22 protein-coding genes are annotated in these 26,305 nt (G+C 53.2%); 9 read left to right on the forward strand and 13 right to left on the reverse strand.

Translation table 11 applies throughout. The annotated features are described in order from the left end of the window. On the reverse strand, positions 1-194 hold a 194-nt coding region (locus tag HMPREF0574_RS09705; RefSeq protein WP_211204371.1), incomplete at its 3' end, for a hypothetical protein. A gap of 102 nt (positions 195-296) precedes the next feature. On the opposite strand from HMPREF0574_RS09705, the gene HMPREF0574_RS01895 reads away from it, so the two are divergent. The 5 genes from HMPREF0574_RS01895 to HMPREF0574_RS01915 all read left to right on the forward strand — a co-directional run bounded on the left by HMPREF0574_RS01895 (position 297) and on the right by HMPREF0574_RS01915 (position 7,813). Next, entirely contained in the window at positions 297-902 is a 606-nt protein-coding gene (locus HMPREF0574_RS01895; protein ID WP_004006983.1) for an ECF transporter S component, read from the forward strand. Beyond that, positions 895-3,150 carry an ATP-binding cassette domain-containing protein gene (locus tag HMPREF0574_RS01900; RefSeq protein ID WP_004006984.1) on the forward strand — a complete coding sequence of 752 codons (2,256 nt, stop codon included), beginning with the start codon at positions 895-897 and terminating at the stop codon, positions 3,148-3,150. Before HMPREF0574_RS01895 ends, HMPREF0574_RS01900 begins: the two co-directional genes overlap by 8 nt. Before the next feature lie 10 nt (positions 3,151-3,160). Further along, complete coding sequence (locus tag HMPREF0574_RS01905; RefSeq protein WP_004006985.1) at positions 3,161-4,897, forward strand: ABC transporter ATP-binding protein; 1,737 nt, start codon at positions 3,161-3,163, stop codon at positions 4,895-4,897. Beyond that, positions 4,873-6,654, forward strand: a complete 1,782-nt coding sequence (locus tag HMPREF0574_RS01910) for an ABC transporter ATP-binding protein (RefSeq protein ID WP_004006986.1) — start codon at positions 4,873-4,875, stop codon at positions 6,652-6,654. Before HMPREF0574_RS01905 ends, HMPREF0574_RS01910 begins: the two co-directional genes overlap by 25 nt. A gap of 193 nt (positions 6,655-6,847) precedes the next feature. Continuing rightward, the gene (locus HMPREF0574_RS01915; RefSeq protein WP_004006987.1) at positions 6,848-7,813 is read left to right on the forward strand and encodes a PfkB family carbohydrate kinase; all 966 of its coding nucleotides are present in this window, start codon (positions 6,848-6,850) and stop codon (positions 7,811-7,813) included. A gap of 63 nt (positions 7,814-7,876) precedes the next feature. On the opposite strand, the gene HMPREF0574_RS01920 is transcribed toward HMPREF0574_RS01915, so the two are convergent. From HMPREF0574_RS01920 to rpmF, 5 genes are all read right to left on the reverse strand, one after another. After that, a complete protein-coding gene (locus HMPREF0574_RS01920) occupies positions 7,877-8,557 on the reverse strand; it encodes a GNAT family N-acetyltransferase (RefSeq protein ID WP_004006988.1) in 681 nt (226 codons plus the stop codon). 93 nt (positions 8,558-8,650) lie between these two features. Next, positions 8,651-9,937 (reverse strand): peptidase U32 family protein, encoded by a 1,287-nt coding sequence (locus HMPREF0574_RS01925; RefSeq protein ID WP_004006989.1) that lies wholly within the window; start codon positions 9,935-9,937, stop codon positions 8,651-8,653. 10 nt (positions 9,938-9,947) lie between these two features. Next, on the reverse strand, positions 9,948-10,823 hold the full coding sequence (locus HMPREF0574_RS01930; protein WP_004006990.1) for a DNA-methyltransferase: 876 nt from the start codon (positions 10,821-10,823) through the stop codon (positions 9,948-9,950). A gap of 20 nt (positions 10,824-10,843) precedes the next feature. Then, the gene (locus tag HMPREF0574_RS01935) at positions 10,844-11,527 is read right to left on the reverse strand and encodes an HAD hydrolase-like protein (RefSeq protein WP_004006991.1); all 684 of its coding nucleotides are present in this window, start codon (positions 11,525-11,527) and stop codon (positions 10,844-10,846) included. Positions 11,528-11,639: 112 nt separating this feature from the next. Next, positions 11,640-11,810, reverse strand: a complete 171-nt coding sequence (gene rpmF, locus HMPREF0574_RS01940) for a 50S ribosomal protein L32 (RefSeq protein WP_004006992.1) — start codon at positions 11,808-11,810, stop codon at positions 11,640-11,642. A 98-nt stretch (positions 11,811-11,908) separates the two neighbouring features. Between rpmF and HMPREF0574_RS01945 the strand changes: the two genes are divergently transcribed. The 4 genes from HMPREF0574_RS01945 (at position 11,909) to HMPREF0574_RS01960 (ending at position 15,363) form a co-directional block, all read left to right on the forward strand. Then, a complete protein-coding gene (locus HMPREF0574_RS01945) occupies positions 11,909-12,565 on the forward strand; it encodes an IMPACT family protein (RefSeq protein WP_004006993.1) in 657 nt (218 codons plus the stop codon). A gap of 60 nt (positions 12,566-12,625) precedes the next feature. Beyond that, positions 12,626-13,561, forward strand: coding sequence for a cysteine synthase A (gene cysK, locus HMPREF0574_RS01950; RefSeq protein WP_004006994.1), 936 nt, complete (start codon positions 12,626-12,628; stop codon positions 13,559-13,561). 222 nt (positions 13,562-13,783) lie between these two features. After that, positions 13,784-14,401, forward strand: coding sequence for a serine O-acetyltransferase (gene cysE / locus HMPREF0574_RS01955; RefSeq protein WP_004006995.1), 618 nt, complete (start codon positions 13,784-13,786; stop codon positions 14,399-14,401). Between the two features lie 206 nt (positions 14,402-14,607). After that, on the forward strand, positions 14,608-15,363 hold the full coding sequence (locus HMPREF0574_RS01960; protein ID WP_236585859.1) for a hypothetical protein: 756 nt from the start codon (positions 14,608-14,610) through the stop codon (positions 15,361-15,363). Positions 15,364-16,092: 729 nt separating this feature from the next. Here the strand turns inward: HMPREF0574_RS01960 and uppS are convergent. From uppS to HMPREF0574_RS01995, 7 genes are all read right to left on the reverse strand, one after another. Further along, a complete protein-coding gene (gene uppS, locus HMPREF0574_RS01965; RefSeq protein ID WP_004006997.1) occupies positions 16,093-16,875 on the reverse strand; it encodes a polyprenyl diphosphate synthase in 783 nt (260 codons plus the stop codon). A 9-nt stretch (positions 16,876-16,884) separates the two neighbouring features. Continuing rightward, on the reverse strand, positions 16,885-17,616 hold the full coding sequence (gene recO, locus HMPREF0574_RS01970) for a DNA repair protein RecO (RefSeq protein WP_004006998.1): 732 nt from the start codon (positions 17,614-17,616) through the stop codon (positions 16,885-16,887). Between the two features lie 174 nt (positions 17,617-17,790). Further along, positions 17,791-19,461 carry a methyl-accepting chemotaxis protein gene (locus HMPREF0574_RS01975; RefSeq protein ID WP_004006999.1) on the reverse strand — a complete coding sequence of 557 codons (1,671 nt, stop codon included), beginning with the start codon at positions 19,459-19,461 and terminating at the stop codon, positions 17,791-17,793. Positions 19,462-19,478: 17 nt separating this feature from the next. Further along, on the reverse strand, positions 19,479-21,077 hold the full coding sequence (locus tag HMPREF0574_RS01980; protein ID WP_004007000.1) for a methyl-accepting chemotaxis protein: 1,599 nt from the start codon (positions 21,075-21,077) through the stop codon (positions 19,479-19,481). A 342-nt stretch (positions 21,078-21,419) separates the two neighbouring features. Continuing rightward, a complete protein-coding gene (gene leuA / locus HMPREF0574_RS01985; protein WP_004007001.1) occupies positions 21,420-23,219 on the reverse strand; it encodes a 2-isopropylmalate synthase in 1,800 nt (599 codons plus the stop codon). A 179-nt stretch (positions 23,220-23,398) separates the two neighbouring features. After that, positions 23,399-24,535 (reverse strand): TNT domain-containing protein, encoded by a 1,137-nt coding sequence (locus tag HMPREF0574_RS01990; protein WP_248612665.1) that lies wholly within the window; start codon positions 24,533-24,535, stop codon positions 23,399-23,401. A 106-nt stretch (positions 24,536-24,641) separates the two neighbouring features. Continuing rightward, complete coding sequence (locus tag HMPREF0574_RS01995) at positions 24,642-26,303, reverse strand: methyl-accepting chemotaxis protein (protein WP_004007003.1); 1,662 nt, start codon at positions 26,301-26,303, stop codon at positions 24,642-24,644. Between the last annotated feature and the right edge of the window lie 2 nt (positions 26,304-26,305).

Here is a 26,305-nt window from a genome sequence, read left to right on the forward strand (position 1 = left end):
CAGGACGCTTCACTAACCCCCCCCAGACACACAATTTGTCCTTTAACCCGAGAATGAGCCGTCGCGAAAACGGTGTAGGCGGCATAAAAGCAATGCCCAGTGGGCATTTCGTCGCCGAAACACCAAACAGAAAACGGCAGCGGCGCAGTCACATGAGTCGCTGGTAAAACTGTGCTGATACCAAGTTTCTTCACCTAAAACCCCAGGTGAACCAAAACTTTCAAATTTAACATGGTTAGGCTAACCTAATTAACGCTTTTTGTTATTCATTGTCTGAGAAGGTTTTGGTAAGAGCTATGACTGAAAATATCGAGGAAACAACAGCAACGGTGCACACTTCATCCAGAAAGGGGTTGGCAAACTCCGTACTTGGAACCCGGAATTTGATGACCGTAGCTGCATTAGCAGTAGTTGGGCTAATTATCCTGCTTCCACTGAACTACATTTCGCCACTGCTCGCCACTTCCCCACGGGGCGTTTTGATTGGCTGTTCCATCATGGGGTTTTGGGTTATCCCCTATCTGTTGCCTTCGACTGTTGTTCGCCGTCCGGGTGCCACCATGCTAGCCTCCCTCATTATCGGTGTAATTTGTATCTTCGTCACGCCTACCGGTCCCATGGCTATAATCGGAAATCTGATAGGGGGACTGTACATCGAAGTTCCCCTCGCAGTAATGCTTTACCGACAGTGGAAGACCTGGGCATTCATGATTTCTGCAGGAGTTTTTGGTCTGTTGAATGGACTCCTCTACCTGACTCTGCTCAAGGAAGCTATAGGGATACCGTTTGGCACGGCATATGTGGTTACTTCTGTCGTTTCAGCCCTACTGGGCGGGCTGGTAACTGTAGGCATTACTCGCCTGTTGAACAAGGCAGGCGTGGGTGTGGCTAACCGTGCTTAATCAGACATGCAATCAGGTTAAAGAGAGCCTAAAAGTTCGGGGGCTTAGTGTCCACTATTACGGTCAAGAGAAGTGGGTTCTGTCTGATGTCGACCTGAGCTACCTGGAGGGACAAGTTTGCGCTGTCATTGGTCCCTCTGGCTGCGGTAAAACCACTTTGGTCAGAACCATCTGCGGATTGATACCGCATTGTTTACCGAGTGAGTATTCAGGCTGTGTCGAGTTGTGTGGAACACAAATCGCCGATGCCAGTGTAGAGTTTATCGCCCGACAGGTTGCCTATGTGGGGCAGAATCCCGATGCTGCCGTAATCACGCGTAGCGTGCATGATGACATCGCGTTTGCACTACAAAATCTCTGTCTGGATCCAGATACGATTGAATCACGGGTGGCACAGGCTGCTGCGCAGGTCGGCTTGGGCGAAAAGCTACATGATAGTCCTTGGACCTTGTCTGGTGGACAACGTCAACGTCTGGCAATAGCTGTGGTGCTGGCAATGCGCCCGAAGTTGCTGGTTCTGGATGAACCCACCTCTACGATTGACAGCCTAGGACGTAGAGACTTCTATGACCTAATTGAACAGCTGGTTCACCAGGGCATCGGCGTCATCGTGATTGACCATGATTTAGATCCGTTGCTGCCAATCTGTGACTCCGTGCTTGCGTTGAACGAAAAAGGTGAAATCATCGCGGCGGGAACGCCCCGCGAAGTGTTCTTAAACCACACCCAGGAATTAGCGAGTTGCGGAATCTGGTTGCCGCGAGCGATCCGTTCGGGGTGCAAGGAAGCGCTGACTTGCTCCGAAGCCGGCATTGAATTGCCACAGCTAAACGAGTTTTGTGGCAGTCAAGTTAAATACTGGATGAGGGACGACTCGGGATGGCACGAGACCGGAGAGTCGGTATCCGCGCGACCGGAGGCACTGCTGAAGCTAAATGACTTTTCGGTACCGCGCCGCTGTCCAAGTATCAGCGCAGAGTTCGCTGCTGGCGATTTCGTCGCAGTAATCGGACAAAACGGTGCCGGAAAATCATCGATGCTCTCCGCCCTTGCCGGTCTGCTGCGTTTCGAGGGCAATGCTTCGGTTACGGGCATCCCCCTAAAAAAGGGCAATCACCAGGTGGGTTATGTGTTTCAGAATCCTGAACACCAGATGGTGGCAGCCACCGTACGCAAAGAACTGAGCGTCGGAAAGGTAACGGATTCCCAAATCAACGACCTTTTGAATCGTTTCCATCTGCAAGCAGTCAGCGAGCAACATCCACTAACGCTTTCTGGTGGTCAGCAACGGCGGCTTTCCGTAGCCACGATGGTGGCGGAGCAACGCAAAGTAATCGTTCTCGATGAGCCGACGTACGGACAAGACTGGGCAAACACTTGCGAATTGATGGAGTTCATCCAGCAACTGTGCTCCGCAGGGCACCTGGTCATTATGGCTACGCACGATTTGGAGCTCGCCAAAAAATACTGCTCACACATAATCGCACTGCCATTTTCCCCACAGGTGACAGCTCCGGCTGCCCTCCCGCAGCGCAAAACTCGCGGTCTTTTCGACAGCTTCAATCCCCTGACTTTGTTTATCGCACTCGTGCCACTCATGGTGACGATATTCGTCCTCAAAAATCCGGTGGTTAATTTTTCGCTGCTCTCCGTGTCCAGCCTGGCGATGCTGCTGGCAGGAGCAAACCGGACACGTACCTGGGGAAGCATCCTCGGTTCGTGGCTGGTTGCTGCTTTTATGATTTGGATGTTCTCTGACAACGACGTTCTCTCTATGGCGTCAAGGCTAAACGATGTTGGCACGAACTATGCCGCCGGCAGCGGAATTGGAGCCCTGGTAGCTTTAGTTCTGCTTTCGGGCATCTATAGCGACCCGACAAAGATGCTGGTGAGCTTAAACCAGACTTTTAAAGTGCCCTACCGAATCACTTCCGCCGGTATCGCGGCGGTGAGTTTTATTACCCGCTTCCAGAACGACTTCAAAGTACTGCGAACCGCAAAAGCCCTGCGTGGAGTCGGGCAGCGCTACGGGATTTTTGCACCGGTAGTGCGTTGGGCAGGCTCGCTGGTTCCGTTGGCGATTCTCGCCGTTCAACACGGTGAGAGAGTCGCATTGTCGATGGATTCCCGTGGCTTCGGCGCTTTTCCTAAACGTACCGAATTAATTTCCGCCCCTTGGCGAGTACGCGACTGGGCGCTGGTGGTCGCAATCTGGATTGTGACCACCATATTGTGTCTATTTTTCTGAAAGGCTCTACATGAAAAAGATGTCTGTTGCAGACTTAATTAAACCCGCAAGAACGTCGATGATTGTCTCCGGTCTGCTCACCGCATGCGGGGCAATACTAGGCATAATGCCCTACATCTCGCTGCACCAAATGGCTCTAATCTGGCTACACGGTGTTACTCGAGACGGTCTGACCGGAAACATCTGGTTCTGGGCTGCAAGTGCCTTCATCTCACTTTTTATCGGACAGTCTCTCTATGTAGCAGGTCTGGGCGTTACGCACCTCTCCGAAGCAAAACTTCGCCACAAGATGCGTCAACAAGTCGTCGACGCATTAGCCAATTTGCCCTTGGGTCAGGTAAACGCCTACTCGCGCGGGCAAATCAGAAAGATGGTTTGTGACGATACCGCGGCCGTGCACACTATGGTGGCGCACCTACCTGGAGATGCCACGAATGCAGTGGTGTCTCTGGTCGCGGGGTTCGGCTACCTGCTGTGGGTGGATTGGCGATTGTGCCTGGTGCTGTTTGGTCTCTGGATTGCCGTAATTTCATTAATTTACGTACTCAATATGCGCGGGTACGGCGACTTAACCGCGCGTTTTGGGGAGGCGCAAACCGGTCTGGCTAATGCCACCGTGGAAATGCTGGAAGGCATCAAAGAGATTAAAAACTTTCAAGCCGTAGACGCCACAAAAACAAAGTTCAATGAGGCCAGAGAAAAATTTTCCAGCATCTCATACAGCTGGGTTTCACAATCAGGTAAAGCCGTTTCTAGTATCGGTGCGCTGCTTCGTCCCGCAGTGATTTTTGTGACTGTGGCACTGTTGACAGTTATTTTCGTAAAGAACGGTTGGATGCAGATTGCCGATACTCTGCCATTCTTTTTGATTGCACCGGGTGTTCCCGATGGCTTAGCCACGCTAATCAGTCTGTTACAGCATCTCTACGAAGCGAGACTCGCTGCGCAGAGTACTGTCAAATTACTTTCTTTGGAACCAATGAAATTCGGTAGCCAAACTACGGGTGATGCCTCTGACATGGGCAGAGTGGAGATGCGCGACGTCACTTTCTCGTATGAACCAGACACGCCAGCTGTCGAAGAGGTTTCCTTTACCGCCCAGCCGGGCACGGTTACCGCCCTGGTAGGTCCCTCAGGTGGCGGCAAGTCAACGTTGGCAAAACTGATTGCCCGGTTTTATGAAGCGGACAGCGGGACAGTTTTGGTCAATGGGGTTGACGTGCGCGATGCCAGTAATACTTTGTTGCTCGGTTCCGTGGCAATAATGCTGCAAGAGGTGGCGCTCGCTCATGACAGCGTATTTAATAACATTGCGCTAGCCAAACCTGACGCCAGTCTCTCGGAAGTAGAAGCAGCCGCGAAAGCCGCCTGTATTCACGAGCGCATCATGCAGCTACCAAATGGCTATGACACGATTTTGGGTGACGAGGGTGGGTTCCTCTCCGGTGGTGAAAAACAGCGTGTGGCACTGGCTCGGGCATATCTGCAGGATGCTTCGATTCTGATTCTTGACGAGGCGACAGCCCAAGCTGATCCCCGCTCCGAGCAGCAAATACATGAAGCTCTCGCGAAGTTAACCACGGGTAAAACGGTAATTGTTATTGCGCATCGTCTGGCGACAATCCGCAATGCAGATCAAATCTTGGTAATCGAAGACGGTCAGATTGTTGAGCGTGGTTGCCACGACAAATTAATGGAAAAAGACGGGCGGTATGCCACGATGTGGCGGACTCAGATGGTGAGGTAGGTCAGGATATGTGGAAGTCAATGACTAAAATCGCTGACGGTGCACAGCTTCGCACCATAATTTCGTGGTTCGTAGCCTCAGCAGTGCTGCAGGGGTTGACGCTTTCGGTCACAATCTGGTTCATGCAGAGTTTCTATTCCGGTTCAGACCAGACTGTGTTTTGGTTAATTGTGCTGACAGTTCTGGGTCTGGCAACGTTTATCGTCGACGCGGTTGCCATGTTTTCATCGTATCGAGTTAGTGTCTTTGTAGTTTGCGACACAATGATTTCTCGTCTCGCTGAGCACGTACTGGGACTTCCGCTCGGTTGGTTCAACGCAAAGCGAGAGGCGGCAGTCGCCAATGCGACTTCCCGAGAGGTGAACACGCTGTCACACTTTGCCTCAATCGTGATTCCAACGCTTTGTAACTCATTCATCGTGCCGTTGGTGATGATTATTGCCACCGCATTCATTTCTTGGCCTCTGGCATTAATCATGACCGCGGTAATCATCCCGCTCTATCTCATCTGGCGAGGTATGCAAGCTGCTCTCACCAGGGCAAATGAGCTAGAAGATCGATCTGCGCAGCAAGCCGCTGGTCGACTGATTGAATTTGCCCGGCTCCAGACCGTCCTACGAGCGACGGGCAGGTCCAGTTCTTGGGATCCGGTTACTATCGCACTGAAGGCAGATTCGAAAGCAACTCTCGACGGGCTGAGAATCAAAAGTCGACCGGGGCAGGCTTTTACCTTTGTGGTACACACCGCTTTTGCTGCCATAGTGTGCGTGGGAGTGTGCCTGGTGAACCAAACCGCCCTTACCCCCATCACGTTTTTAGCGATTATGGCGATTACCGCCCGGATGCTATACCCCTTGACGAAAGCTGCTTTGATTGCCTCTGAGCTGAATAACGTAAAGGTAGCCCTCGACTCCGTAACCGAGATTATAGATGCCAGACCGCTTCCCGAGCCGAGCACAACTCAACAGAAGCTGCCTCAGGGCGAAGACATAGAGTTCGCGGGAGCTTCTTTCCGCTACGTGGATAATTGCCCGGTCTTGAATGACATCAGCCTGGTGGCGGAACAGGGACAGATTACGGCTCTGGTGGGTCCCTCGGGTGCTGGTAAATCAACCATTTTGCGTCTGGTGGGCAGGTTCTGGGATGCCAATTCCGGTTCCGTGAAAATCGGTGGCGCAGATGTACGGGATATTCCCACCAAAGACCTCATGGAAATGATTTCGTTCGTGTTCCAGGATGTCTATCTGTTCGATATGACTATTGCGGAAAACCTCAGGATAGCTAAACCCGATGCGAGTGACGCCGAACTTGAATCGGCTGCCAAACGTGCGCAACTGGACAAAGTAATCGAGGCTCTGCCCCATGGTTGGCAGACAAATGTCGGACCAGCTGGTCAAAGCCTTTCCGGTGGGGAGCGCCAGCGAGTGGCAATTGCACGCGCTTTCTTAAAAGACGCCCCGATTCTGTTGCTAGACGAAATCACTTCTGCATTGGATAGCGAGAATGAATCAGCCATCACGAAAGTAATCAGTGACCTGGCTGTGGGGCGAACTGTAATTGTTGTCGCGCATCGACTTTCGACCATTCGCGATGCTGATAAGGTCGTATTTTTGCAGCCCAACGACGCTTCGGGGGCACAGGTCATACAAGCGGGTTCGGTAGACGAGCTAACGGCTGAGAAAGGTCCGTTCCGTGATTTCCTCACAGCTTCTAACGCCGTTTCGAGCTGGCAAATTAGTTCTCACCAGCAACAGTAATGACAATATCCGGTAAGTCACCATGACTTCTGGCTGATTGTTTCAGGGATTACATTTCCGGGCAGCGACGGCATATTCCGTGTATTCTTTATTGGTATGCGCGCTCAATCACTTTGGGCGCAGAAAGTCATGCCGGAGACAAAGCGGATTCCGCTGACAGAAATCTCTAAAAACTAGGTGCGGAGTAGTAACCATGGCAAAGATGAATTCAACGGGAATGCCGGTACTGTGTTTAGGTGAAGCACTAATTGACGTCATTGAACGTGCCGGCGAGGTTGAAGAAAAAGTGGGCGGTAGCCCCTTGAATGTGGCGTGCGGTTTGACCAGTTTGGGACACCCCACTGTACTCGCGTCTTGGTGGGGTGATGATTCCCGGGGCAACCGCCTTGAAGCTCACTTGCTCTCTGCCGGGGTAGAGATTATCGCGGGCAGCGACCATGCTGAAAAAACCCCGATTGCTAACGCCCATATTGACTCCGCGGGTCGGGCGACCTACGACTTCGAGCTGGATTGGCAAGTGCCACCGCTGCCGGACGCAACTCAGATTAGCCATCTGCATACCGGCAGTTTCGCCGCAACGCTCGCGCCCGGCGCTGGTGCAGTGGTGGCAGCAGTAAAGTCGATGGCGATTCGGGGAACAGTCAGCTACGACCCAAATGTGCGTCCTTCACTGATGGGTACACCAGAGGAAGTCCGACCTCAGATTGAAGAAATCATCAGTCTCGCTGATGTGGTGAAAGCCAGTGATGAGGATATTGCCTGGCTCTACGGCGAGGGCGTGCCCCTCGAGTCGGTGCTGCACAAATGGAAAAGTATGGGACCTGGGCTGGTCATTGCCACTCGCGGACCGTGGGGTTCCTATGCGCTGTGCGCGAACGACCGGGACATGCTGGTAGTAGATCCGCTCAATATAGAGGTCGCGGACACTGTGGGCGCCGGAGATTCTTTTATGGCGGGGCTGATTTCTGGTTTGCTCGACGCGGGGTTGCTTGGCTCAGGAGCAGCTAAAGCCCGGCTACGGCAAGCGCGTCTGGGTGACGTGCAACCAGCTTTACACCGAGCCACTATCACTTCGGGACTCACGGTCAGCAAAGTCGGAGCCTACTCCCCTACTCGCTCCGAGGTTGCCGAAGTCTTCACTGCCGACCCCACGCTTTAAATCGTCGCCGTCTCCGGGCACAGTGGCAGGTCTAGCGTGTAGCGTGTGGCAGAACCCATGAAATTAGTCGAGTTGCGCTGCTGCTTCCAGCATCCGCTCTACCGGCGGACGGTATTTGCCGTTCGCGTCACGAGTCTCGGCGCTGTCTCGCAAATAAGCATCCAGGAATTCCCGCAGCGCGCTGCCCACGCCCAGACCGGAAAGCTCACCGGTTTGAGGGTCAATAGCGCCGTGTGCCCGACCGGCAAAACTCACTAGCCACATGTCCTCGCCCACCGGTACATTCGGGCTGAGTCGGGGCATCTCGAAAGGAAAGTCCAGATATTTGGCACCCAATCTTTGATAAAACGCCCACCGTCGACGCGGATCGCCATGCTGCTCAGAAGCTACGTGCAGATGAGGATTTTCCACTTCCCCCAAAATCAAGAGGGGGTTGTGGCACGATTCCCACTGCGAGATAGCCCGGTGAAACAGCTCAGAGCCGACGCCATGTCCGCGAGTCAAGGGACTCACTGCCAGCCAACTGAGCATGGTAATTTCCGGGGTGGCAAACCAACCGATTGCCGCCCCTAATGGTCGTGAACCGTCCCATGCTGAGCATACCTGGAGTCCGCTGCCCGCTAGCTCTGTAATCAAATCATCAGGGTTTCCCAGTTCTTCGGGTCCAAAAGAGACTTCCAGCAGGTCACGAACCAAAATTTCGGCTTGGTCGGGTTTTAAATCATTTTGATACTCAATGTGCACACTTACACCCTAGCCCAAGACCAGATTGAAGCCTATTCCCTCAAAGCGTGATCCGACCTTATGCCCCAGCCAGTAACTCGGCTGTGGATGCACCTAACGGGCTTTCCCGCGCAGCATTGCGCCAGGCGGAATAATCTGCGCGCAGGGGAAAGAAAACTCGTGTGCCGGGTGATTAATTTCATTCACCATTTCCCCCGTTTCGTCACGTATCCCCGCAGAAGGTATCTGGAACGGAATTGGCTCAGTTCCTGGCATCAGGAACTCTACTTGCTGTCCTGGCACCATCTTATTGCGAGAAAGCACCGTCAGGCGCTGCGTAACCGTGTCATAATCTACCGCAGTGCCCAACCACAGCCAATCACTAATATACCCGCCTCGGGTAATGCTTTCGCCGACTGTTTTTTCGGGGTAAAAGAAGCCGGTACTGTACTCTCGGTGGGTTACTTTGTACGGTTCTTGCAAGACCCATTCAGGCAAGGCAAAAGTACCGTCACGTGCCAGGTCAGTCGCGTTTTCCTTTCCGTTCAGATACGTAGTGACCGCGGTTTTATAGGCATTGGTGAGAGCCGCGACGTAATACTCACCCTTGGCACGGCCTTCTATTTTCAAGCTGGTGACCCCAGCGGCAATAACCTCATCCAGGTGTGCCAGCATGTTCAGATCCTGAGAATTGAACAGGTAGGTGCCATTATCCGTCACCTCGACGGGAAAAAACTCACCGGGGCGTTTTTCCTCGACCACATGATATTTCCATCGACAGCTTTGGGCGCAGTCTCCATGATTGGCATCCCGTCCCGTGGTGTATTTTGAAATCAAACAGCGCCCGGAAAAAGCCATACACATGGAACCGTGTACGAATGCCTCAATCTCTAAGTCACCGGGAATTTTCGCACGCATTTCTCGAATCTCCGGCAAACTCATCTCCCGAGCTAAAACGACCCGTTTTGCGCCCAGCTCATGCAAAGCGGCTGCTGCCTGATAGTTCATCACCCCGGCTTGAGTGGAAATATGCAGCTCAGTATGCGGTGCAATCTGTCGAGCTGCCATCAAAACACCAATATCCGTAACAATGAGCGCATCCACTCCGATTTCCGCCAGTGCCCCCAAGTAAGCATTCATTCCCGCAACTTCTGCGTTGCCAGGAATGATATTCACGGTGGCATAGACCCGGACATCGTGAGCGTGGGCATAGTGAATACCCTGTTCAATATCCTCTAACGTGAAGTTTTTCGACGCTGCGCGCATCCCGAATTCTGCCCCGCCGCAGTACACCGCATCCGCGCCGTAATCCACCGCGGTCTTTAACACCCGCAAGTTTCCTGCTGGCGCTAACACTTCGGGACTGCGTCTCCGGGTAATCTTTGGTAGTTTCACATTCACGAAGCGAGCCTTACTCTGAGAGATACTCCACTGAAATGTTCGCCCGACTTAACCGGCGACGCATAATCTCAATAGCTTCTGGGTTTTCATCTATTAATACGAAACGGCGCTCAAGAGTGCCCGCGACTGCCCCGGTCGTGCCGGAACCTGCAAAAAAATCTAATACCCAGTCCCCCGGACGGCTCGAAGCCTGGACGATGCGCCGCAAAATACCCTCGGGTTTTTGGGTGGCATATCCGGTCTTTTCCTTTCCTGTAGGGGAAACTATAGTGTGCCACCACACGTCAGTCGGAAGTTTGCCCCGTGCCGCCTTTTCCGGAGTGACCAAGCCAGGAGCCATATAAGGTTCACGATCCACTGAATCGGAATCAAAATAATACTGTTTTTGGTCTTTAACATATACCAGGATATTGTCATGTTTGGCGGGCCATTTTCGCTTGGAACGCCCTCCGTAGTCATACGCCCAAATAATCTCATTCAGGAAACAATCCCGCCCAAACAGCGCATCCAACAACACTTTTGCGTAGTGAACCTCACGATAGTCCAAATGCAGGTATAACGTCCCGGTGGGAGCCAGTAAACGCCAGGCTTGCTCTAAGCGAGGCTCTAGGAAACCCCAATAATCAGAAAAACTATCATTATAGGCGGTAACTTTCCCGCGCACAGTCTCATAAGTTTGCCCCTGAAACCCCACCCGTGAACCAGCAACCGGGACATCGGTACGCACGGTTTTCAGGGACTGACGCGACTGCACCTTTCCCGTATTAAACGGTGGATCTATATAAATGAGTTGAAAAGACTCGTCTGGTAGCAGCTCCAGTACGGGCAGGTTATCCCCCGCTACCACCAGATTTGATCCGGTGGAATTCCAAGAGCTGATAGACATCTGCTGAGCTGCCACGCCGGTTAGTTCTTTCCCGGATGGACGCCCAAAGCGCTCAGCAGCTCGGCAGGGGTCGAGACAACCTGGACAGCCCCGCGTTCTTCGCCTGGTTGAGTCGTATCGCCCCAGGTAGTCAGAATTGCCGAAATGCCATTAATCTGAGCACCCTCGATGTCATAGAACCGATCCCCAACCATCACAACACGCCGCTTGTCCTGTGGTTCCTCCACGCCAAATTGTTGCAAAGCCCAGGCAATTACCGCGGGTTTGTCCACCCGCGACGTGTCCGGGATTACCCCCGAAACGACCTCAAAGAAATCTGCTATGCCCAAGTGCTGGAGGATCTGCAAAGACATCTCTTGAGACTTGGTGGTAGCCAAGCCCAGGCGGTATCCCCGAGCGCGCAGCTTTTCCAGCATTTCCCGGATACCGGGATAAAGCGGCACATCAATAGCATTGGGCCAATACATTTCACGATACCGAGCGACCATGAAAGCCACTCGTTGCTCGTCAGCATCCGGTTCCATATCCCGCATCGAATCAGCGAGAGGCGGACCCACATATTTCTTGTAAGCGTCGGGCGAAAGCATCCGACCGTGCAGCTCCAAATCCAAAGCTGCAAAATACTCGGTAATGCGAGATACGGAATCTGTCAGGGTGCCGTCCATATCCAACAAAACGATTTCGACTCTGCTCAAGTCCACCACGGTGCTGCCTCCATCTCCGAGCCTTACCCGGAAACCTGCCCGAAATAACTTTTGAGATGCTTAAACACGTAACGCCCAGCACCGGGGCCGGGCGTCGCGAATATCGACCTTGTTAGTCTTCGACGGTCAAACGGCCAGTCTGGTAAGCCTTCACCAGGCGACGCGGAATCGCGACTTCCTGACCCTGAACCTTAACGTTATCAAGCTGCGTCAACTTAGCCGTCCAAGCAGAACGACGTGCACGAGTGTTGGCGCGGGACATTTTGCGCTTGGGTACTGCCATTGCCCTGCGCTCCTTTCAGTTGGTGATTGTTCACAAGACATACAATGTTAGCAACAATTTTATATTTTTATCAAACTGAACCACCGTGAGGTAAAAGGATGAGGCATCGTTACGTGACCATCGCCGAGGACGCACCGGGATATTTCGAGCTGGAAATTAAACGGTCGCGTTTCCTGGGAGTGGCACAAGGTATCGTGGATGAACCCACCGCCCGTCAGGTAATCGAAACCGAACGGAAACAGTATCCCGATGCGCGCCATCACTGTTCAGCTTTTACTTATTTGCCTGCAGGATGGGAACACGGTGTGCAAGCAGTCCAGCATTCCAATGACGACGGGGAGCCCAGTGGAACCGCCGGGCGTCCCATGCTCGATGTGTTACTGGGCAGCGAAATGCAAAACGTTTGCGTGATAGTGACACGATATTTTGGCGGGATAAAGCTGGGAACTGGCGGCTTAGTGCGAGCCTACAGTGAGGCAGCGCAGGGCGCTATTGCGGCTGCGGGAAGGCTTGAGGTCAAATCCACGCCTGTGGTGTCCTTTGACGTCGCCGCTAACCGCGCGGCTGCCCTGGAATCTTGGCTACACTCGCGAAACTGCAAACCCCTGAGTGTAACCTGGTCAAACCGGGTCACGTTTGAACTGGCGGTGGAAGGCTGCACCCAGGACGAACTTGCCGCGTCTCTCGCCGCCCAGCTCGGCGCGCCGGTAACTTTTGGCGAGGCGGGAATAAAAGTAGTGCGCTCACGGTTGTAATAGACTGCACTGTCAGGAAAACGAACAGAAATACCGAAAAAGAGATTTAAGGGATTAACAATGAGCTATGCGAACGACGTCACGGCAACTATCGGACACACTCCTCTGGTGAAGATTAATCGGATACTACCCGCGGGAACCGGCGCAAAGGTGCTGGCAAAAATGGAGTTCACGAACCCTGGTGGTTCGGTAAAAGACCGACCTGGCTTGGCGATTATTCGCGCTGCCGAAGCCTCGGGTGCGCTCCAGCCCGGTGGCACTATTGTGGAGGCTACCAGCGGTAACACCGGGGTTGCCCTGTGCATGGTGGGGGCTGCGCTGGGGTATCGGGTGGTCATCTCGATGCCATCCTCCATGAGCGTGGAGCGTCGACAGCTGATGAAGGCTTATGGGGCAGAGTTGCTGCTGACCGACCCCGCAGGGGGGATGGCAGCCGCAGTTAAAGCTGCCGAGGACTACTTAGCGAACCACCGCGAAGCTGTATTCGCTGGGCAGTTCGATAATCCTGCCAATCCTGAGATTCACTACCGCACCACCGGTCCCGAAATTTGGGAACAAACTGAGGGACACGTTGACGCGTTTGTGGCTGGGGTGGGATCCGGCGGCACGGTTTCCGGGGTTGGAAAGTTCCTCAAGGAACAGAACCCAGAAGTGTGGGTCGTGGCAGTAGAACCGGCAGAATCGGCTCTGCTGTCCACCGGTCAGGCAGGTGCCCATAAGATTCAGGGGATTGGCGCCAACTTTGTGCCCGATAACTACGACCGTGCAACCGTTGACGAAGTCATAACGGTGACCTCTAACGATGCCATCGAGACGGCGCGGAAAGCCGCCACGCAAGAAGGTCTTTTGGTTGGGATATCCTCCGGAGCGAACCTAGCGGCAGCCGCTGCCCTCGCCGCACGACCTGAATTTGCCGGCAAGACCGTGGTGACTTTGCTTCCCGACACCGGCGAACGCTACCTGTCCACGGTACTGTTCGCGCACTTGGGCGACTGAGGAACCGCGACAACCAGGCTGATTGAACCCACCGCCCTGGTGCAGTTTCGGCGAATGAACGGGGATGACCCGACCCGCCCGGGCTGGCTCGGACCGGCTCGGGCGGACTCAAGCAGAGCACTTTAACTTGCCGGACAAGCCGCCCGAAACGAGCCTCGGGAACGATAGCCTAGAATAGTTAGCGTCCGGTCGTTTAACCAACCAGAGGAAGTACCCGTCCTGATGACTTTCGTGAGACACACCACCCCGCCACGGCACCTGCCCGCCAATAAACTCGGCGTGCGGGAATTGCTGTTGGAGGACTTGGACACAGCCTTGAAACGTGACCCCGCCGCACGCGGACGCTTAGAAGTCGCGCTCACTTATCCGGGAGTTCACGCTCTGTGGGCACACCGGCTGTCCAATCGGTTTTGGGTCAATGGTTTTAAAATGATTGCGCGCCTGATTCAGGAATTCGCCCGCCTCATCACGGGAGTAGACATCCACCCGGCCGCGACCATCGGACGACGACTCTTTATCGACCACGCAACCGGGGTGGTCATCGGGGAAACCGCGGTTGTTGGCGAGGACTGCCTAATTTTTCACGGGGTGACCCTGGGCGGGCAGTCCATGAACCGGGGCAAACGCCACCCGACCTTGGGTAATGAGGTCATGGTGGGTGCCGGCGCAAAAGTCCTGGGCGCCATCAACATCGGAGACGGCGCCAAAATCGGCGCCAACGCCGTAGTCGTCAAGGACGTTCCTGCCGGGCGTATCGCCCTGGGAGTGCCGGCGAAGCTGCGCAATCCCAAGAAACCGGTCAGTCCCGATATGAACATCGATCCTTCGCTGTTTATCTAAGGGTCTACACAAACAATAAGACATCAACATCCTTATCAGCCCCAATATATGTTGTTATTTATAGGTTCTCTCTGGCATTTGTGGCCCCTATGCTGGCTTGCCGAACGTTTCATGCAGTCTCAGTTATGCCATTTTCACCCTAGTTTCCCTTGATTTACTGTGTTAGGATGGAGGTACGGGGTTCAGGACATAAGGAAGTGGTCATCATGAAATTGAAAAGTATTGTCATACTCTCCAGCCTCTGTTTATTGCTCAGTATGGCGAACATTGCAAATGCTGACTCGTCATCGCCCCAAGAAATACCTTCTGACTGGCAGGATCAAATTGCTACAGTGGTTACTTTTGCCCAGGAAAATTATCCGCATGATTTCACGGAAAGCTACATTGACAATATTCGAAAGAATGGTGAAATCCTCTTTAGAGGACAGGTTCCTCGAGCGGTTACTGATGCTGCTAGTAAGCTCCCCTATCTCAAGCTGACTGGAGGGAGCGGAATTTCGAATATGGAGGCTCAACGTCTCCACTTCGAGCTCGTTGAAAAACTACGGGCGGAAAACCCGGATCTACGTTTTGGTTCCTATGTCGATTTCCGAAAAAAAACTATCGAAATCCAACTGGACTCCGCACAAATCTCTAACTTTAAAAAAATGCCTGCGACTCTAGCTCTTTTGAAATCCAGCCATGTTCTGCGCCCTCATTTCACATTCGAGTCAATGCAAGAATCCACTCTCGATGCCCTATTTGGAGGCGGGTATCTCTCTTCATGCACTAGTGCCTTTTCTGCCAAGAGCCCCGGAAAGCCGAACTTGCTGCTAACGCCGGACACTGTCAACCTCCGCAGTCTTACCATTCCGTCCCTCTCGTGTATGAGGGCTCCCATGTTGGAAATCATGGCGATTTCGGAGTCTATTCTACTTCAGCGTACACGGCTCCACAGTTTTACAGCGCTCCTAGCGTTTTAGTGAATGTAACGGCTTTGAAAATCCCGTCTGTAGGACAAGCCCTTTGTCGCAACGGCCAAACTACTGGACGAAGATGCGGACAAACAGTTGTCACTAATAATTACTGCGATTCGACCCACTTTCCCAGGGTATGCGAATTAACAGTAATGAATAATCGTCAAGCAAAAAAAGGTGATAGTGTCGGGCCCTGGTTCTCCAGCACATATGCTTACGGAATCCATTCTCGTGGTCTTAACTACAAAGGTGTTGCAAGAGATGCCTTTTCTCCCGTTGTTAAAGCACAAAAGTTTCTTAGTATAACCGTGAAAACAACCTCAAGTAATTAAAATGTATAAACAGACTGCTTGTACCGTTTACTCAATCACGATTCTAAACTATATAACTTTGTACTTGCCGTAAATTAATCTACTCAAGAGCTTATCTTAAATCTTTTCAACAAACGCACATTTGACCCCTCGCAATCTGTTTATAACTTAGTACCAATTTTGTTATCTATCGCATTTCACCTTACCGCTCCCTGGCGTGGTGGGGCCGCGGTTAGGAATCGGGAAAACCGGGGTTCAATCTGGGACAACACGAACGACCGATTTCAGACCCGGTTTCCCAGATTCGGAGTTCGGCTGGAATTTAGTACCGCAGGTTGAGGGCTTTTGAGAATGGTTCGCGCTTAAATTTCGCGTTGAAAACGGTCGTTCGTGCAAGACCCACCCGCTGCGCTTGGATTAATCGTCACTGCGGCCTATCAATCGCCCCGCCGAAGCGGCGGTCGCGGTGCTGGTAGACCAATAAATCCCGCCACAGAGCCGCCCGCCCGTACTCGGGCCACGGCTCGGGAGCGAAAACAAGTTCCGCGTAAGCTGCCTGCCACGGCAAAAAGTTAGAAGTGCGCTGCTCCCCGGAAGTGCGAATGAGCAGGTCAACATCCGGTACATCCGGCAGATACAGTTCCCGAGCGAAAGTAGCCTCGGTGATACGCTCGGGATTTAGTGTTCCCGCTGCGACTCGCTGGGCAAGTTTCCGAGCCGCGTCAGCGAGTTCCGCACGCCCCCCGTAATTGAGACACATAATCAGCTGAGTGCCGGTGTTTCCCCTGGTCAAGGTCTCTGCCCTCCGCAGTTCGGTGAGGACCGATTTCCACAAGCGCCCCTCCCGCCCACTCCACCGCACGCGAACTCCCCAAGCATTCAGTTCATCGCGTCGATCCCGCAGCACCCGGCGTGAATATCCCATCAGGAACTTTACCTCTGCCGGACTGCGTTTCCAGTTTTCAGTAGAAAACGCGTACACACTTAAGAATTTCACCCCCGCCTCGACAGCTCCCGCAATGGTGTCCATCAGGGCGTATTCCCCTGCCTCGTGACCGGCAGTGCGGTTCAAGCCCTGTGCGTTCGCCCAGCGCCCATTCCCATCCATGATGATTGCCACGTGTGAGACAGCCCCGCGTGACAATCCAGACGGCAACTCAGGATTCTCCCGCGGCGGAGTGATGCTACGTACCCAGGATTTTTCCACGTCGTAGCCCTAAGCAAGTTCCAGTAGGGACATGGATTTCAGACGACGCTCCACGTGCCATTGCACGAAGGTCGAAACTAAAGCATGGGCCTCGGCACGTGCCTTCCATCCGCTTTCTTGGGCAATTTGCCAATCTCCGGTAGCCAACGCTGCCAACAAGCGCATCGTCTCAGAATCAACCGGGCGCGCCCCGGTTAGCTTGCAGTTTACGCACATCGCTCCGCCGCCACTGGGATTAAAGTACTCGTGCGGTCCCCTGGCTCCGCAGGATGCGCAATCCCAGCAGCTTGCCGCCCAGCCCGCCAATGACATGAGACGTAACAGGTAAGAATCCAGAATCAAAGACGGCTCATGACGCCCCGTCGCGAGAGCGTGCAAGGCCCCAATAGTTAGGTGGTAGTACCTCTCGTTAGTCCAAGAGTCTTCGGTGAGACGTTCCAGGGTTTCCACCATCAGGTTGGCAGCGGTGTAGCGAGCGTAATCGTTAGCGAGACTGCGACCGTAGGGTGCCAGGATTTCTACTTGTTCGATATGGTGCAGGTTGGACTTGCCCCAGCGAATCTGAATGTCGACCGTCCCAAAAGGTTCCAGTCGCGCGCCCAGGCGCGAAGTGGTCTTACGCACTCCCCGCCCCACGCAGCGCAAAAGCCCGTGTTTCTCAGTCAGCAGGGTCACGATGCGATCAGCTTCTCCCAAGTCCTGGGTACGCAAGACAACTGCCGCATCTCGAAACGTTCTCATCAAGAATCATTATGCCACGTCTGGCTTTAGAGATTAGCTAAAATTCGTGGAAATAGGGCATTACGCGGCGACAAGGAACAAAGCTAACAGCACCGTAACCGCCACCGTGCCAGTCGAAACTGAGACCTGTTCCGGGCATGTCGCAGCAGTCAGGGCGATGCTTAAAACAAAGCCTTACTCGTATTTGAACTGCTCCAGCTGAGACTTCAGACCTTCCCCTGCCTGTTTCATACGTAGGCTAGTGTTCGCCAATTCTTGGATTGGCTGTTGGGCATTAGCAGCTGACTCTGCATATTCATTAATCTTTGCCGCAATATCAGACGATCCAGTAGCGGCCTCAGAAATAGACCTTGACATGTCATTGGTGACCGTAGTTTGTTCTTCTACCGCTGCCGCAATAGTAGTTTGATAATCATTGATCTCATTTACAATCTCGCTAATACGGCGAATCGCTTCAACTGCCGATTCAGTGTCAGCCTGAATCTTTTGAATCTTATGGGTGATTTCCTCGGCGTCTTTGGCAGTTTCGGAAGCTAAATCCTTAACTTCTCCTGCCACGACGGCAAATCCTTTTCCGGAATCTCCCGCTCTCGCAGCTTCGATGGTTGCGTTCAAAGCCAGCAAATTCGTTTGTCCGGCTATCTCGGTAATCGTGCGCACCACGTCGTCAATCTCTCGAGAAGACACACTGAGTTCTTCCACGGTCTTTCTGGTGCTATCAGCAATCTTGGTCGCCTCTTGAGCTACCTTTGCAGCTTCAATCGCGTTAGAGCTAATCTCGCGAATAGCGCTGCCCATTTCTTCAGCTCCTGCCGCAACCGTCTGCACGTTAAACGAAACCTGCTCGGCTGCGCCTCCCACGGCGTGCGCCTGCAAGTTCTTTTCCCCCACTACCTGGGCTGCTTTAGAGGTGAGACTCTCCACGTAAGATGCCTGTTGTGCAACGGTAACGGCAGTCTGATGCGCTTTACCAAATATTTCACGCAAACGTATCTGTGAAGCATTGAGCGAATTCACCATGTCAGAAATTTCGTCATCAGTGTGGCTCACGGCTGTTACCGTCAAGTCTCGCTTTGCCATTGCCTGAAGAGCATGTTGCATAGAATCTGTCGAAGCGCTCATCCGTTTGCGCAGCCTCGCCGTCAATATCACCACCAGGACGGCAATAATGACTACCATGACCAGCTGCGACAGAACTGTCAGCCAAGTGGTAGAGACTGCAGTCTCTTGAGCGTCAGCGCGCTCCTTGTGCAACAGGTCTCCTAGAGTAGAGATTTCTCTTTCACTAGAATCTAGGTTCTCCAATAATGCTGCTTTTAATCCGGATACATCTCGATCTTTATCAGCTTGCAACTGATTAACAATGTCTTTACCTATTTTGATGTTTTCAGATTGCAGCGCGCCGACCTTGTCAATTTGCGCATCAATCTGGCTACTTTGAGACAGTTTCTTAAACTCATCCAAGTATTCAGTAACCTTTTGAGCTGCAGTTTCACTATTTGCCTGAGACTCTTGCGGTGACCGTCCAGCTTCCAAATCATTTGCCGCTGCGAGCTGATATTTCGTCACTTGTTTAATTTCCGCGTGCATCACATTCAAATTGACGCTGACACCGGACAGTTCCATTGAGGTGTTGACTTTCCCATCGTAGAGGACGGAGATTGCAGCGGACATGAGCAGGATTACCAGCATTGCCACAATACCTCGCAGCGCCACAGTCAGGAATTCCTTCCTGAATGAGCTGCGCCGATTCTGGCGATCAGTCGGGGAATTATTGACTTGCGGAGATGCGGAGACAACGGCGTCTAGCGGTACTTTAGTGTTCACGGTTTCTTGGCTTTCCATAGGTTGTCACATTCCCTCTAGTAAACGAAATTACTCATCTCCGCGTCCAGAGAAGCGGTTTCTGCGGACACAGATTTGGCTCGTTTCACTGAATCTTCCAAATCATTTGTAGAATCCCTGGTTGCGGATGCGATGTCTTGGATATTGGAAGCTATCTCGGTGGAACCATTTGAGGCCTCCGTAATCGATTTAGACATTTCGTTTGCCGTGGCAGTTTGTTCTTCCACCGCTGCTGCGATAGTCGTCTGGAAGTCATTGAGTTGAGAGATAATATCGCTAATCTCCGTAATAGCTTTGATGGCTCTGTCCGTGTCTTGCTGAATCTTTTCAATCCTCGTGGCAACTTCCGCGGTTGCTCTGGAAGTTTCAGCAGCCAAGTCTTTGACTTCGCTGGCGACCACGGCAAATCCTTTCCCCGCTTCTCCGGCACGGGACGCCTCAATCGTCGCGTTCAAAGCCAACAGATTGGTCTGTTCGGCTACTGCGGTAATAGTTTCAATAACTTCACCAATCTCTTTCGAGGACGACCCGAGCTGTACCATCGTTTCGTTCGTCGATTGAGCGACTTCAGTAGCTTCTGTCGCCACCTTCGATGCCTCAGCTGCGTTAGTGGAAATTTCTCTAATGGAACTGCTCATTTCCTCTGCGGCGGCCGCCACTGAAGAGATAGAAGCCGAGACTTGTTCAGCCGCGGCTGCCACTGAAATCACCGTTTCGGAAGCCTTCCGAGCTTCGCCAATAATCGCCGCTCCATCAGCGCTCATCTGCGCTGTAGTGGTGTTAACATCCCGAGTCGTGTTCACCACATCCGCGGTTACCTTGCGCAGCTGCCCCACCGCAACTGTGAATTGTTGAGTTAAATATCCCACTTCATCATTGCTGAAACGTTGTGGCTTTGCGGTTAAATCTTCACGTGCTAAAGCGTCAAGAGCCGCTACGTTTTGGGCTGCCGAACGACTCACTGCCTTTGACAAGAACAATCCGAGCAAAATCATGACGATGAAACCCAAAGCGCTAACCACAATCGTGAAAGTACTGCTGAGAGTAGAGCTTAAGGTGATGGCTCGTTTATCAGACTGTTTATCTGTCGCAACTTGAGAAACCAACTGGTCCATAGCGGCATTCATGGATTCAGACGTGGCTGAAAGCTCTGCAGCGTGGTTGCGCATCGCGTCGGCTACTCCCCCAGGTAATTGAGGAGCCTCCTGCTGCATGGCAGCAACTAAATCATTGTGATTATCAGCCAGATTCTTAATCTCTTGATATAAGTGAAGCATTGCCCCACTCAGTTTCTCAGTCTTGACCTCTGAAACGCCTTTCGCGAATTGGTCATTAGCCTGGAGGTAGGTGTCAACTGTCTGTCCCAACTCGCCCGTTGACTCGTGGGTAAGGCGCGCTTCTAGAATCTCCAAGGTATTCCACTGATTAAGCAACGATGCCAGCGATTCATTTGCGTTTGCGCGCTCAATTGATTCGTTCATGGTTCGGTTACCCACAAACATTCCCGCCCAAGTGGCGCCTAGTGCAAGCACTGCCACCACCGCTAACAGGACGTTTACTAGAGTCAACTTCGCACGTAGATTTACTGTCTTTTCCGTATTCTGCGACTTCATCATCTTCCTGAGGGAACAACTGTCAACTAACCACACTATGGTATCTGTTTAACCAGGCTAATGGCGTACATTGAAATTTTTTCCCGCAAAAAGCCTCCAGCGCTGATTTCCGGTTTTCCCGCGAACTGACCCAAAGCAACAATGTTCATCGTTGCAAGAGCATCAGACCTCAGACGAAACAGATAAAGCCGGCAACAGGTTATTCCCCGCCACTGCACGAAATATGGAGTAGCTCAGTTAGTCTGCGGTATCAGCATCGCTAGTCACCCTGCAGAGTTAGTTAAACCAGTAACGAAAACCTCACCACGGTCGCCTTCTGACCCGTCATCTCGATACGTTGCACTTTCAAGAACACGTAACCGAACCGTCCTCTTGGGATTGCCGCAGCGCGCGATTAATCGCTGAGATTACAGCCTTATAGGCAGCGCGGATGGTCGAGGAATCAATGCCGACCCCCCACAGCACCTCGCCGTCTACCACGGCCTCGACGTAAGCCGCCGCGGTCGCATCCCGGCCAGCGCTCAAAGCGTGCTCCACATAATCCAAAATTCGCACTTCCATGCCCATCTGTTCGAAAGCATGGACGAAAGCGTCTATAGGACCATTACCGAAAGACTCCAACTGCAGCTTCACACCACGGTCGTTGAGGGAGATCGAGACTTCCGTGTCCCCGCCTGAAGGCGCCGGAACGGAGGAAACATGTGCCCCGTCAAGCAAGAAACGCCCCCAGTGACGCGAGTCAATCCCCGCTTCTGACGCCGGCAAGTATTCATCGGCAAAAATTTGCCACAGGTCGTTCGCCCCCAGTTCCCCACCGAAGCGGTCGGTAGTGCGCTGTACAATCTTTGAAAACTCGATTTGCAGGCGTCGTGGCAGGTCGAGGTGATGATTTTCTTTCATCAGGTAGGCGATACCGCCCTTGCCGGATTGCGAGTTTACGCGCACAATAGCTTCGTAGTTGCGCCCCACATCGTGAGGGTCAATAGGCAGGTAAGGCAGTTCCCAGATAACTTGCTTTTCGTCTCCGCCCGCGTCCCGGACTTTCTGTTCGCGCGCAGTGAAGCCTTTCTTAATCGCGTCTTGATGGGAGCCGGAGAAGGACGTGTAGACCAATTCCCCCACGTAGGGCAGCCGCGGCGGGGTGGTCATGCGTGTGCAGCTCTCGACGATAGCGCGAACTTCATCAAGATTGGACAGATCCAGTTGCGGGTCGATGCCCTGGCTAAAGAGGTTCATCGCCAGAGTGACCAGGTCAACGTTGCCAGTTCGTTCACCTTGCCCTAACAGGCATCCTTCAATCCGGTCTGCCCCCGCCATCTGCGCCAGTTCAGCGGTCGCGATACCGGTGCCACGGTCGTTGTGGTTGTGGGCAGAAACGCAGACATGTTCCCGGTGCGAAATGTGGCGGCAGAAGTACTCAACTTGATCGGCGTAAACGTTGGGGGTGCAGCGTTCCACAGTGGTAGGCAAGTTGAGGATGATTTCCCGCTCGCTGTCGGGCTGCCAAACTTCCATGACAGCTTCGCAAACCTCCAGGGCAAAATCGATTTCCGTGTCTACGAAAATCTCCGGGGAATACTCGTATCCAAAAATCGTGTCCTCCCCCAGGATTTTTTCAGCTCCGGCGATGACCTCACGAGTACCGGACACTGCCATCTCGATGGTTTGCGCTTTATCGTTGTGAAACACAACTTGGCGAAAGACCGGGGCGGTCGCATTGTAGAGATGTACGGTCGCGCGATGGTAGCCCTTAATGGCTTGCAGGGTACGTTCCAGCAGCTCCGGGCGGGATTGCGAGAGGACTGAACAGGTCACGTCCTCGGGTATAGCGTCATCCTCGACCAAGGAACGTACAAAGTCAAAGTCGGTTTGGGATGCGGCCGGGAAACCAATTTCGATTTCTTTGAAGCCCAGACGCACCAGGAGGTCAAACATTTCGCGTTTACGCGCGGGATCCATCGGCTCGATGAGGGCTTGGTTGCCGTCTCGTAGGTCGGTGGATAACCAGCGTGGGGCTTTGATAATTCGGTTGTTGGGCCAAGTCCGTTCCGGAAGTGAGATGGGGTTGGTGTCCAGGAACGGGCGATATTTGCCGTGAGGCATTCCGGAGGTTTGCTGACGATTGGTAAATCCAGAGGTACGCATGATGAAAATCCTTTGCTGTTGTTGCTTTTATCTGAGTCGCCAGGCGAGCAGAAAACTCCGCGCAGGGGGCCTGGCCGATTCAGAGCCCTACGCGGTTAGGCAACAGCAGCATGGTTTGCGACACAGTCTCATCGTACCACTGGTTTCAGTTTACGAAATTGCTGTCTCAATATGAGAAATTAGCGCAGTTCACGCAGGAAGTTGTGATCGAGGTACCAGCGCAGGGGCTTATCCAAAACCACTATTGCCCCGCCCCCCGGATTGCTGGCAGTTTTCGCGGTAAGCCCCTCTAAAACTGCCAGGGGCAGAGGTGCCATAACTTCAAAAACCCGGTAGGGGTTCTCGTTCTTTAAGCTAATTCCCCGCTGCGCCAAGGGGGTGCCCAGTGCAAACAAGAACTGGGCTTTGTCATCGTCAAAGCAATCCAAGAGATCACCGGGACGCAGCTCATTCGAGCCAGGTTTCCCCCCGCGGGAAATCGTGCGGGCATCAATTCCGATGGCGGTGCGGTGACCACGCTCGGCGGCGTTGACCGGCAATTCACCAGTTTCTGGTTTTTCCCGCACCAATCGAGCGACCAGGGATACTGCCGATTCCAAGTCAGGCAGCACTTCGTAGGCGGCGAACTCGGCACCGCGCTGCGAACCGACCACGTATCCCTCTTCGCCCCAAGGAGCGACTACCCACGGCTCTTCTGGCGCCAGCGGTAATTGGGGGTCACGAGGATCAAACCCGCGCACGACTTCGTTCTCAGTCAGTCCGCGTTGCGCACACAGTTCGTCAAAATATGACTTGTAACGAGATACCTCGCCGTTCTCAGATTCAGAGTTTCCCGGCGGTTGAGGCACATCCCACGTTACCTCGGGACGCCCGGAATGCTTGCCGGCACGTTTTTCTGCCCGCTCGGTCCACGCCAGACTCGCCAACTGGGCAATTTCCTCGTTCGCATCTTTACGCAGTTCAGCAATAACTTTCAACGGTGTCAGTTCATTAGCGACCGCCGCCTTTTGCACCCGACTATCGCCATCCTTGGCGAGTTTAGCGAGCACATAAGCGGGAGTGCGCTCCTGCATCGCGACCAGGTAACGAGCCCGCCACGGGGCAAATAGTGCAATCGTTTCAAACACGGTGTCGGGCAAATTCTGTGATTGCGCCACATACTCAGCCAAATCCGGGCGGGTGCGAATGATCTCCTCCCAGATGAAAGTCGGCGCCACGTCCGTCATTGCCCGCATGAAGTCCTCTTCATCATCCGAAGTACACAGGCGAGCGAACTCCTGGACCGAACCAATCACGTCGATGCCCTCCTTTGGCAACAAGAGAAGATATACATCTAAAGTTTAAGCCATAGGAGGGCACCAGCGTGAGCTTTCATCTCAGTATTGAGTTGTGTCGCGGATCGAGAGGACCATTCAGCCGCATTTATTCATATTTGAATTTGCCCAGTTCATCGCGTAAAGCCTCCGCTTTGGACTGCAAATCCGAAGCGGTCGTCGCTAGAGCATTCAACGGTTCTATCGCTTGGCTGGCGGCGCCGGCAAACTGACCTATGTTCGTGGCAATCGTGGAAGAACCGGAGGCTGCCTCCGTCACAGAACGCGCCATCTCATTGGTGGTGGCAGTCTGTTCCTCGACCGCAGCGGCAATGGTGGTTTGGAAGTCGTTAATTTGAGAAATAATCTCGGAGATGCGTCGGATGGCCCTCACGGCGGAATCCGTGTCCTCTTGGATCTTGGCAATCCGTCCCGTGACGTTGTCCGTGGCTTTAGCCGTTTCCGCAGCCAAATCCTTGACCTCGCCAGCGACTACCGCAAAGCCTTTGCCCGCTTCTCCGGCGCGCGCTGCCTCAATGGTGGCGTTGAGTGCCAGCAGGTTAGTTTGCTCCGCAATAGCGGTGATGGTGTGGATGACGTCATCAATTTCCTTCGATGATCTGCCCAGTTTTTCAACAGTCTGGGTGGTCGCCTCAGCGGCGGCGGTAGCCTCCTGGGCGACTCGCGCTGCCTCGTTGGCATTAGACGAAATCTCCCGGATAGCCGAGCCCATCTCTTCTGCACCCGCGGCAACGGTCTGGACATTAAAGGAAACCTGTTCCGCTGCCCCCGCAACCGCATTGGCTTGTGACGCCGAATCGGCTGCTGCTTTGGCAGTCTGGGAAGTCAGGTTGACCACTGTTTCTGACTCGGAACGAACCGTCTCGGAAGTACGCGCCGCTGCCCCAAATGCCTCTTGCAAGGTCGAGTTGGAAAGGTTCACTGCTCGTGACATGTCTGCCAGCTCATCATTGGAATTAATGACTGCGCGACGCGTCAGGTCGCCTTGGGACAAGCCTTTCACCACGGTTTCCACAGATTCTACGGAATTCGTGATGGAATGGCGCACTCTACCCATGAATATTGCTGCCGTGCCTGCCAAGAAAGCCAAAAATACTATCTGGAAAATCGACGCTTGGATGCGCTGTTCATGCATCTCTTTTTGAGACTGGTTCACTTCTTGGGTGAGCAGTGATGTCAATTTATCCTGCTGGGCAACCATATCGTTGACAGTTTGGGGAATGACCGTGTTCAGGATTTCGGAATTCTGTCCCTGATTGGACTGCAGTTCGGAAGTGGATTGGGCAATGACCTCGCGCAGGTTATCAGCAGATTTCATAATCTCCTGAGTCGCCTCTCGAACCTGATCGGAGTGCGTGGTGTCGATAATGTTTTGGAGGTTCTTTTCCAACACGTCTTGGGCTGCATCCAGCTTCTTAGCCTGTTCCTCATCCGGGTGACCTTCCAAGATAGAACGGGCGTACGCGTACTGATGTTGACCAATCTCGAGAGTCTCGGCTTCCATCAAAGATAATGTTTCCGCATTAGCAGATGCGTTCAAATACCCTGTCGTGCTGTGGTTGGTCTGAACCACCGTAAAGAGGGCGGCAATCCCGATGATGAGCACTCCCACAAATCCTGGCAACGCTCCTCTAAACAGTCGCATCATCAGGGTGGTGCGCTTGTATACCTTTTCTGGTTTCGTCGTGGTATTCGATTGAATCTTCATTTCCTGCTCCCCTAGCTGTGTGACCGGATTAGTCTGAGTCATAC

Origin of the sequence: Mobiluncus curtisii subsp. curtisii ATCC 35241 (assembly GCF_000146285.1) — a bacterium.
GTDB classification, from domain to species: domain Bacteria; phylum Actinomycetota; class Actinomycetes; order Actinomycetales; family Actinomycetaceae; genus Mobiluncus; species Mobiluncus curtisii.